At 57.3% G+C, this 9,837-nt stretch carries 8 protein-coding genes; 7 read left to right on the top strand and 1 reads right to left on the bottom strand.

Annotated elements, in window-relative coordinates:
- The first annotated feature begins 113 nt into the window (after nucleotides 1–113).
- From BJQ17_RS28865 to BJQ17_RS32350, 4 genes are all read left to right on the top strand, one after another.
- Nucleotides 114–437 (top strand): DUF2790 domain-containing protein, encoded by a 324-nt coding sequence (locus tag BJQ17_RS28865; protein WP_059183353.1) that lies wholly within the window; start codon nucleotides 114–116, stop codon nucleotides 435–437.
- 202 nt (nucleotides 438–639) lie between these two features.
- The gene (locus BJQ17_RS28860) at nucleotides 640–2,637 is read left to right on the top strand and encodes a heavy metal translocating P-type ATPase (protein WP_059183352.1); all 1,998 of its coding nucleotides are present in this window, start codon (nucleotides 640–642) and stop codon (nucleotides 2,635–2,637) included.
- A 690-nt stretch (nucleotides 2,638–3,327) separates the two neighbouring features.
- Nucleotides 3,328–4,005 (top strand): hypothetical protein, encoded by a 678-nt coding sequence (locus BJQ17_RS32355; protein ID WP_060494134.1) that lies wholly within the window; start codon nucleotides 3,328–3,330, stop codon nucleotides 4,003–4,005.
- A complete protein-coding gene (locus tag BJQ17_RS32350) occupies nucleotides 3,942–4,763 on the top strand; it encodes a HAMP domain-containing sensor histidine kinase (RefSeq protein ID WP_256560056.1) in 822 nt (273 codons plus the stop codon). Before BJQ17_RS32355 ends, BJQ17_RS32350 begins: the two co-directional genes overlap by 64 nt.
- 7 nt (nucleotides 4,764–4,770) lie before the next feature.
- On the opposite strand, the gene BJQ17_RS28850 is transcribed toward BJQ17_RS32350, so the two are convergent.
- Nucleotides 4,771–5,181, bottom strand: coding sequence for a helix-turn-helix domain-containing protein (locus BJQ17_RS28850; RefSeq protein WP_059183350.1), 411 nt, complete (start codon nucleotides 5,179–5,181; stop codon nucleotides 4,771–4,773).
- 636 nt (nucleotides 5,182–5,817) lie between these two features.
- Between BJQ17_RS28850 and BJQ17_RS28840 the strand changes: the two genes are divergently transcribed.
- The 3 genes from BJQ17_RS28840 (at nucleotide 5,818) to BJQ17_RS28830 (ending at nucleotide 9,538) form a co-directional block, all read left to right on the top strand.
- The gene (locus tag BJQ17_RS28840; RefSeq protein WP_059183349.1) at nucleotides 5,818–6,255 is read left to right on the top strand and encodes a disulfide bond formation protein B; all 438 of its coding nucleotides are present in this window, start codon (nucleotides 5,818–5,820) and stop codon (nucleotides 6,253–6,255) included.
- Nucleotides 6,252–6,896 carry a thioredoxin domain-containing protein gene (locus BJQ17_RS28835; RefSeq protein ID WP_059183348.1) on the top strand — a complete coding sequence of 215 codons (645 nt, stop codon included), beginning with the start codon at nucleotides 6,252–6,254 and terminating at the stop codon, nucleotides 6,894–6,896. Before BJQ17_RS28840 ends, BJQ17_RS28835 begins: the two co-directional genes overlap by 4 nt.
- A gap of 554 nt (nucleotides 6,897–7,450) precedes the next feature.
- Entirely contained in the window at nucleotides 7,451–9,538 is a 2,088-nt protein-coding gene (locus BJQ17_RS28830) for a heavy metal translocating P-type ATPase (protein ID WP_059183347.1), read from the top strand.
- Nucleotides 9,539–9,837 lie beyond the last annotated feature (299 nt).

Here is a 9,837-nt window from a genome sequence, read left to right as displayed (position 1 = left end):
TTAAAGTGAAGTAGATGCACTTACCTTTCAAAATTGTAAGTTTCTCGTCATGCCGGTGATGCCTATGCATTGCTAAGGTTATGCCCGAGAAGATTTGAAATTGAGAGGGTTTTATGAAAAAGATAATTATCGCTGCTGCACTTGTTGTTTTCTCGATGGCTTCGCAGGCCAACACTTTCTCCGAGAGCAAGCAGCTGCAATACACCAAGGAACACCAGACCGCAGTGGCTACGTACGCAGAGAAGAATGGCAAGCCAATGCCAGAGATTCAGGATTACAAATATGGTATGAAGATAGACGTTGCTAAGTTCGTGCGTCAGTCGCAGGACCCCCGTACTTGCCAAGTCTACCCACGGTTGATGACCTTCGAGGACTCCCAGGGCACGCTCAAGACCGTTCGTTACTCGATGTATTCGCAATGTATCAACAACAAGTAGTAAGCAAGTTGAACAGAACAACTAGAGCATTCATAAATGCCAGGCAGCGCCTGGCATTTTTTATTACGCCCGATACCACCATAGGTTCGGAATGTTAACGCCTGGGCCCGGGCAAACCGTGCATTAGATGTTAGCTAATTAATAGCGACGGCTCCCAACTGCAGAGGGCAATTGGAAGCCTTGACCCCAGAAGGGACGAGTTATGAAGAGTTTGATTGAACGCCCTGATGATCAAGCCGGGCATGAAGGTCATAGCCATGAGCATGGCGGCATTTTTGGCATGAACACCGAGCTGATTTTCGCGCTGATCTGTGGTGCTCTCCTGGGGGCCGGAGCCCTCGCAGGAAAACTCGACCTAATTGATCGACTACAGCTGGTTTTGTACGTGTCGGCCTACGTTTTCGGTGGATGGTTCACCACCAAGGAAGCGATCAGCAATATCCGCCAGAAACGCTTTGACATCGATTCGCTAATGCTTCTCGCCGCAGCCGGTGCCGCGAGCATTGGCGCCTGGGCGGAGGGGGCTCTGCTGCTGTTCCTGTTCAGTTTGGGGCATTCCCTTGAAAGCTACGCGATGGGGCGGGCGAAGAAAGCGATTGAGGCTCTGTCCAAGCTCGCACCGGCCACCGCTATCGTACGCAGAACAAACGGAACGCAGGAAATGCCGGTGGAGCTTCTCGTTCCCGGTGACGTTGTCATCGTGCGTCCCAATGACCGCCTGCCTGCCGATGGCTTTGTGGTTGTAGGCTCCTCAAGCATTAACCAGGCGCCGGTGACCGGTGAGAGCGTCCCCGTTGACAAGCAGCCTGTAGTTGATGCTGAACTCGCACGGAGCAAGCCAGATGCAGTGGACGCAGCCTCCAAAGTCTTCGCCGGTACCATCAATGGCGAAACGCTCATCGAAGTTGAGGTAACACGGCGCTCCACTGAAAGTACTCTGGCGCGGGTCATCAAGATGGTCAGTGAAGCGGAGGTCAGGAAGTCACCGACCCAGCGATTCACGGACCGCTTTCAACGCGTATTCGTCCCGTTAGTTTTGCTGCTAGTGGTAGGGTTGATCTTTGCCGGCATTTTCCTTGACGAGCCGTTCCGTGACTCGTTCTACCGGGCGATGGCCGTACTGGTTGCAGCCAGCCCCTGCGCGCTTGCGATCGCAACACCAAGCGCCATTCTATCGGGCATCGCCAGGGCAGCTCGTGGTGGGGTACTGATCAAGGGCGGTGCGCCGCTTGAAGAGCTTGGCTCCTTGAATGCCATGGCATTCGACAAGACCGGTACCCTGACCGAAGGGCGCCCACGTATCACCGATGTAATACCCGTAGGCGGTACGCAGATTGAGGATTTACTAAACGTCGCCATCGCAGTGGAGTCGATGAGCGACCACCCGCTGGCTGCGGCAATTGTGCGTGACGGTGAAGAGATGATTGGCACATGGCGCCGATTCCAAGCCAAGAACATGACCAACATGATTGGTCGCGGCGTGCGTGCTGAGCTTGATGGGCAGTTCGTCTGGATTGGCAAGGTCGAGATGTTCGGTACTGATGGTGTTCCCGCACTGAGCAAAGCAGCCTTGGAGGCTGCAGAGCGTCTGCGTCAGTCGGGCCGCACTACCATGGTGGTACGTCGCGCCGACAAGGATCTGGGCGCTATCGGGTTACTGGATACCCCCCGAGAGGGAGCCAAAGAGGCACTCCAAAAACTCAGAGAGATGGGCATCGGCCGTATGGTCATGATTTCTGGTGACCACAACCGCGTTGCGGAAGCTGTAGCCAGACAAGTTGGCTTGGATGAGGCTTGGGGAGACCTGATGCCGGAGGACAAGGTCAAAGCCATCAAGAATCTCCGCCTTAGCTCCAGTGTAGCTATGGTGGGTGACGGCGTGAATGATGCCCCTGCCATGGCCAACTCAAGCGTGGGCATCGCAATGGGAGCTGCGGGATCCGATGTGGCTCTGGAAACGGCTGATATCGCGCTTATGGCTGACGACATCAGGCAACTCCCCTTTGCGGTGGGGCTGAGCCGTCACACGCGATCGATCATTCGCCAGAACCTGTTCGTCAGCTTGGGGATTGTGGCCATCCTCGTTCCGTCAACCATCATGGGTTTGAGCATTGGCGCTGCTGTTGCGATCCATGAGGGCTCAACACTGTTGGTAGTATTCAACGCCTTACGTCTGTTGGCCTACCCTAAAGGCACCTAATTTTCATTATAAAAATGTCCCTGTCGACATAGAGAACGGCGCTTTTTATCGCTGCTGGTGCCCAGCTTGGTGAACAGTCCCTGAGCTGGCGCATCCCTGTCCGATGACATCGCGCCGCCAGGCTATCCGGGCATGCTGATTTTTACGATCCGTCCGGGTATCTAAACCAGCGGTCTTGGTTAAAACCAAGGGGGTAGGCCCGGAACGATGGCGCTTGTCACTGATATGTTTGCCGCAGAGATTCAGGAAAATGACGTTGCCTAGCTTGCCATCGCGGTCAGACAGCATGGGCGAGAGTGGTACCAGCTGCCGATGGAAGATGATCAACCACTTCCAAAGCCGTAACAGCCATCTCGTTGCGGAGATCAAGTTGATTTTACTTAGACCGGAAGACTTGGAGCGGGGGCTTGGCTAAATCTTCTCCATATTCCGGCGAGTCCTCTTCTGGCATCGGATTTGCTGATCCTCAGTGCGCCTGCTTTTACGTTGCTTCGCAGAGTGCGAAAATTGAAGGTTTCTATGACCGGTGAACAGCTTTCTTAGCCAGAACGTGAAGATTGCAGTAATGCTGCGATGGAGATATCCCCCAATACTGGGTAAGCCCATTCTTTTCCCCATGTATAGGGGAGGTGAATTAGCAACTTTCTCGGCCGGCACCTGCTAAGGACCTGCCGAGGACCAGGAGGCGTGATGGGATTGTTTTCTGGACGGATGCGCACCTGGCAATTTCGGGCGAGGCCTCCTGAGCGTTCTGAACCGCTCAACCTGATGCTGCGTTTCTCGCTGACCAGTTTCATCATCATCGGCGCGGTGGCTCTCGGCCTTGCCGGGTTTTCAACGCGCTTTCTGGTCAATGAAAGCTTGGAACGCGATGCGTTGCTTTCGGCTCAATTCATCCAGTCGATCGCCGTTGGTGAAATTCGTCACCATGACCTGACGGGGATGAAGATGGGTGACGTCTTGTCCGCTGTGCGTTACGGCATGCTCACGCGGGGCACCGCAGAGAATCGTCAGCGGGCGCGATTAGAGTTTCTCGATCACCTGTCCAACCTTCCAGACCTTCTGTTGGCCACCATCTTCTCGCCGGACAAAGAGGTCATCTGGTCCACCAACCCTCAATTGGTGGGCCGCAAGCTTGAACACGATAGCGTGCTGGATAGCGCTTTTCGCTCAGGGGGCGAGTCAGTGCCCGGTACGACGAAGTCGAGCCTGGCAAACCAGAGCAACAGTTCACTCGGTCACCGAAAATGTTCTTCGTCGAGAACTACATTCCCTTGCTGGATGATCAAGGCAAGGTCTTGGCGATGGTCGAGATCTACAAGGAGCCAGTCGATCTCTTCGAGCGGTTGGAGCGCGGTCGCAGGCTGATCTGGGCCGCAACAGCACTGGGTGGGATGGCAATCTACTTCGGTCTGTTCTGGATCGTGTGGCGAGCGGCGCGACTGCTGACCGAGCAGCAGGACCAGTTGGTGGCAAACAAGACGTATGCCGGCTTGGTGGAGATGTCCACCGCAGTCGCACACAGTCTGCGCAACCCATTGGCAAGCATCCGCAGCAGTGCGGAACTGGCACAGGTCATGCCAAGTCAGCCAGCCGTTGGAAACATCGCGGATATCATTGCGCAGGTCGACCGGATGTCGGGGTGGGTGAATGATCTGCTGCAATACCTGCGGTCGCTGCGCGGCGAGGCAGAATCCGTGGACCTGGTGGCCATCACCCGTGAGGCGGTGAGCAGTTTCGAGGCACAGCTTCAGCAATCGCGGATTCGCACTACGCTGGCGATCAGCGGTAAGGTCGAGGTGATCAGTCACACCTTGTTGCTGGGACAGGTCCTCAACAGTGTGCTGGCCAATGCGATCGAGGCGATGCCAGAGGGCGGAGAATTGCGCTTGTCGCTAAAGCGCTCAGGCACCGCCGAAGCACTTCTGTTGATTGACGACACCGGCCCCGGGATTTCCCGTCAGCAGGAGATATCCGCGTTCAAATCGTTCTACACCACCAAGCAGGGTGGCCTGGGCATCGGCCTGTTCATGGTCAGCCAGGTGATGGAGCATTTTGGCGGCGAGGCGACGTTGCTCAACCTCGAACCGCAAGGCACCCGAGCCAGCCTGCGCTTCCGTTGCTGAACAAGAGTCAGCAGTCGTGCCGGGTCAGCGACTCGATGATGCGACACTCTTCGATCACACCGCCTTTGCAACATCCCAGCAACCGCTGCAATTCAGCCTCAAGGGCTTTCAGGTCGCGTATGCGGCTTTTCACCTGACTCAATTGTTGGGCGACCTTCGCGTCCACGGCCGCACAGGACGCTTCGCGGTGGTCAGCGAACCCCAGAAGCTCACGGACATCATCGAGGGTGAAACCCAGGCCACGGCTGCGGCGCACAAACAGCAGCCTGTCACGCTCAGCTTCCCCGTAGATCCGGTAGCCCGCGGCGGTGCGGCCACTTGGCGGCAGCAGCCCGAGCTGCTCGTAGTAACGGATGGTCACGGCCTTCGTCTGCGTCGCCTTGGCCAGTTCACCGATGCTCAACGTTGTTTCGCTCATGGAGCTTGACCTTATAGTTGCTATAACCCTGAGTCTACGCGAACCGACTTGAGGGAGCGAACTGCATGAAGTACGGCGCGGATCTATGTCCTTGTGAGTAGTGGGGCGACACGTTTGCCGCGAGGGCTGCTTGTGGCCGCTTGGTTTCTCGCGTTGGCGCTGAATGTGATGCTCTGGGGGCAGGAAGTGGTGTTGGCTCAAGCGCCTGGGGTGATTTGTCTTGTTCAGTTGATGCTGCTCGTGCCAATCCTGTGGCTGGCGTCGACAGCGCTGTATCGCCACGGCCAGAGCGCCCTTTATCGGGGGCTACTCTCAGCGGCAGCAGCAGGCACGCTGGCCTCTTCGATCTGCTGGTGTATTTGCAGCCGGACATTGGCCCAGCAGAGGGTAACATCCGCTGGGTTCGACATGCCGGCGAAACCATAGGGCCGCTGCCTTCGGCATTGCTCGCGGTTCTGATCGTAGTCTGCTTACTCAACTGCCAACTCCAGGCGTACTGGGAGGCCCGGGCAAGTCAGTGATACGCACAGAGCACCAGGGTTGACCTTATAGCCGCTAGAACCCTGATGCTTATACTCAGACCCTCGACAGTGTTGATTGTCGATTCCGCCTCAGAACTCGACCGGGCTTCTCTCTATGGATGCAACATCAAAAACGTTACCGAGCGACGCCGGGCTGCTGTTCACGGCTTGGTTGCTGGCACTCGTTTCGACGCTGGTAGTGCTGTTCGTGGGTGAAGTTATGGGGCAGGAGCCCTGCGTGTTGTGCTGGTATCAACGAGCGTTCATGTTCCCGCTGGCCATCATGCTTGCCGTCGCGACGGTACGGTGTGATTCGGACATCTGGCGCTATGCCGTACCACTCGCAGCCGCGGGTTGGCTTGCAGCCCTGTATCACAACCTTTTGTACTTCGCCGTCATCCCGGAAGCCATCAAGCCCTGCGGCACAGGTCCTTCATGCTCAGGAGTGGACATGACGATGATGGGCGTACTGCCCTTGCCCTCACTCTCGCTGGCTGCATTCACCCTCCTGATCATTCTTCTCTTGCTTCTTCGTCGGAACGCCAAACCATGAGCAGACGCACTGCGGTCATCATCATCAGCCTCCTTGCCATCGCGGGTTTCCTGGCGGCTGCATTCATCTACAAAGGTAAAGAGCCCGCACCGGAGGTGGCCGTGCCGGTGCAATCCACCAGCGCGCTGCTGCGTTTCAATGCACCCAGTTTCGGGCCCGCCAAGGCTCCAGTCACCATTGTGGAGTTCTTCGACCCATCATGTGAAAGCTGCCGGGCGTTCTATCCGATCGTCAAACAGATGATGGCCAAACACCCCGAGGACGTCAGGCTGGTCCTGCGCTATGTGCGCTTGCACGTTGGCTCTGAGGAGGCCATTCGCTTACTGGAGGCTGCGCGCAAGCAGGGTGTATTTGCGCCTGTGCTGGAAGCCGTCCTGGAATCTCAGCCGCAATGGCATGACGACGCCACGGCTGCGGCTGCGTGGGAAGCCGCTGCCTTGGCCGGATTGGACGTCGACAAAGCGCGCTCGCACATGATGTCGCCGGACATCATCGCAGCCATCGAGCGAGACACTCAGGATGCCAAAACACTGGGGGTCAAAGGCACGCCGACATTCTTCGTGAATGGCAAGCCGCTGCTGTCATTTGGTGCGCAACCGCTGTACGACCTGATCCGTAGCGAGATCAGCCAGTCACGCTGAGCGTGACCTAACTGTCAACGATGCCCCTTGTCCCTATAGTCGCTATAGGGTGTTTACTGATGTCCATCGATGCTCAGGAACTGCCTATGAAAAGCTGCTGCGGTGACAAACCCTCCAACACCAAAGGCGCTGTCGAAGTGTTCGACCCAGCGGCAGCGGCTGATGTGAATGCTCAATCCTCATCCTGCTGCCAGGGGAATTCGCCGAAGCTGTCTGCCCAGGAGTCTGGCCTTTACAAGTTAGCCGAGCCGGTAGGTAGCCCTGCACCGGACAAGCAGGAAGAACAAGCTGATGCATGCTGCACCTCAGGGGAGGCGTGCAAGGTTGAGACTGAGCAGTCCTCGGTCGAGAGCTGTGCGACAGGCTGTTGCGCTTCGTCTCCGGTTGCACGAGCCGCATCGTCCTCCACGCTGTATGCACTGGCGGAGCCAGCAACTGCCGCGAACGCTTCTACTCCGCTGTTCGTCCATGCCAGCGCTAATGTGAAGGTTGATGAATCGCGTGCGCCCACGGGAGAGCGGCGCGGTCAGTTCGAAAGATTCAGCATCGCCCAAATGTGCTGCCCAACCGAGCAGACCATGATCGAAGCGAAACTGAAGAAGGTCACCGGCATTCATGCCCTGGAATTCAACATGATGAACAGGACGATGGGTGTCTGGCACGAGCTGGCTGACAGTAGCCAGATCGTGGCCGCCATTCATGCACTGGGCATGCAAGCCGTGCCGGCGGCTTCGTCTGGGCAGGGCAGCGACTCGGCAGCCAAGGTTGTAGCGCCCAATGCCCACGTAAGCCGCTGGTGGACCATTGGATTGGCCGGGATCGCCGCAGTGTTCTCGGAAGTGCTGCACTTCACCGCCGCCGCACCTGAGTGGGTGGTGGCCCTTATGGCCTTGTTGGCCATCGCGTTGGGAGGTCCGTCCACCTACAAGAAGGGTTGGATTTCGCTGCGTAACCTGAACCTGAACATCAATGCGCTGATGAGCATTGCTGTCACGGGTGCGGCGCTCATTGGCCAATGGCCGGAAGCGGCGATGGTCATGGTGCTGTTCACGCTGGCCGAGCGGGTTGAGGCGAGATCCCTGGATCGCGCACGCAATGCAATCAAAGGCCTGATTGATCTGACGCCTGACCGCGCCACAGTGCAGCAGCACGATGGCAGTTGGCGGGAGGTCGAGGTCAAAGGTGTTGAGCTGTGGGCTATTGTGCGCGTGCGCCCAGGCGAGCGCATAGGCCTGGATGGTGAGGTGATCTCGGGGAGTTCGGCGGTCAATCAGGCTCCGATCACCGGTGAGAGCTTGCCCGTGGACAAGACTGTGGGTGACCCCGTGTATGCGGGCACGGTCAACGAGTCTGGCTCGGTCGAGTACCGCGTGACGGCCAAGGCCAGCGATACGACATTGGCGCGGATTATCCACGCGGTCGAGGAGGCACAGAACTCGCGGGCGCCGACTCAGCGATTCGTGGATCGTTTTGCCCGAATCTATACACCGGCAGTGTTCTTTTTCGCGGTTGCCATTGCGGTCGTCCCACCACTGTTCATGGCTGGCGTCTGGACCGAATGGATCTACCGTGCGCTCGTTCTGTTGGTGGTCGCTTGTCCTTGCGCGTTGGTCATTTCAACGCCGGTAACCATCGTCAGCGGGCTGACTGCCGCGACGCGGAAGGGGATTCTCGTCAAAGGCGGTATCTACCTAGAGCTTGGCGCCAAGCTCAGTTTCATTGCCTTCGATAAGACCGGGACACTGACACATGGCAAACCCGTACAAACAGATTACCGTCTGTGGGGTGAAGTCGCTGACGTTTCCCCTGAACTGATCGCGGCCAGCCTGGCGGTCCGCTCCGACCACCCGGTTTCCCAGGCAATCGCCAAAGCAGCGTCGGATTCGCTGGACCAGTTGGCCGATGTCGAGCAGTTCGAGGCGCTGCCAGGGCGAGGCATCCAGGGTGTCATTGGCGGTCACCTCTACTACCTGGGCAATTACCGCCTTGTCAGTGAGCTGAGCTTGACCACACCCATCCTTACCGGCGCCATGGATGCGCTGGAGCGTGAGGGTAAAACGGTAGTTGCGCTGCTCGACACACAACGTGTGCTTGCCATTTTCGGAGTGGCCGACACTATCAAACCTTCGAGCCAAAAGGCCATCGAGGCTCTCCACCAACTCGGCATCAAGACTGCGATGCTGTCTGGCGACAACGAGCATACCGCTGAGGCCATTGGTAGGAGCCTAGGCATCGACCAGGCGCGCGGAAACTTGCTTCCAGCAGATAAGCTCGATGTGATTGGCAAGCTCCAGAAGGCCAATCATATAGTGGGCATGGTAGGTGACGGTATTAACGACTCGCCGGCGTTGGCTAAATCCCAGATCGGCTTCGCCATGGGCGCAGCAGGTACCGGTACCGCGATTGAGACGGCAGATGTCGCGCTGATGGATGACGACCTGCGCAAGGTCCCTGCATTCGTGCAACTGTCGCGGGATACTGTCAGCATCCTCAAGCAAAACATCTACTTCGCGCTAGGGATCAAAGCACTGTTTTTGACCTTCACCCTGATGGGGCTCGCCACGATGTGGATGGCAGTTTTTGCGGACGTGGGGGTCAGTTTGCTGGTGGTACTAAATGGTCTGCGGCTCTTGAAAAAGTGAATGGCCCATTGCTGAACGGCCTGAGATCTTAGAGCGCAATTCAATCGCAAGGGAGTGGTATAGCAAAAATGATGAGCGGTTACCCTGCAATTGCCCTACACGCCTAACATTTTCTACCTAGGCTCGTGACGTGCCCAAATTAAAGCGGCGAGGGTGCATGAAGATATGCGTGAAGTGGTTTGGGTCGTAACCTATTCGTGGGCATTTGAACAAGCTCGCGAACTTGGCTGCGTCATAGTAAAGCTCACCTGCGACCGCGCTCGCCCTGACGCGCATCGCTTCTCTGAGTCATTGGGCTG

The sequence above is a fragment of the Pseudomonas sp. NBRC 111139 genome, from assembly GCF_001753955.1.
Classification (GTDB): domain Bacteria; phylum Pseudomonadota; class Gammaproteobacteria; order Pseudomonadales; family Pseudomonadaceae; genus Aquipseudomonas; species Aquipseudomonas alloputida.
The sequence above is the reverse complement of the archived record's forward strand: the minus strand, read 5'-3'. Positions and strand labels throughout refer to the sequence as shown.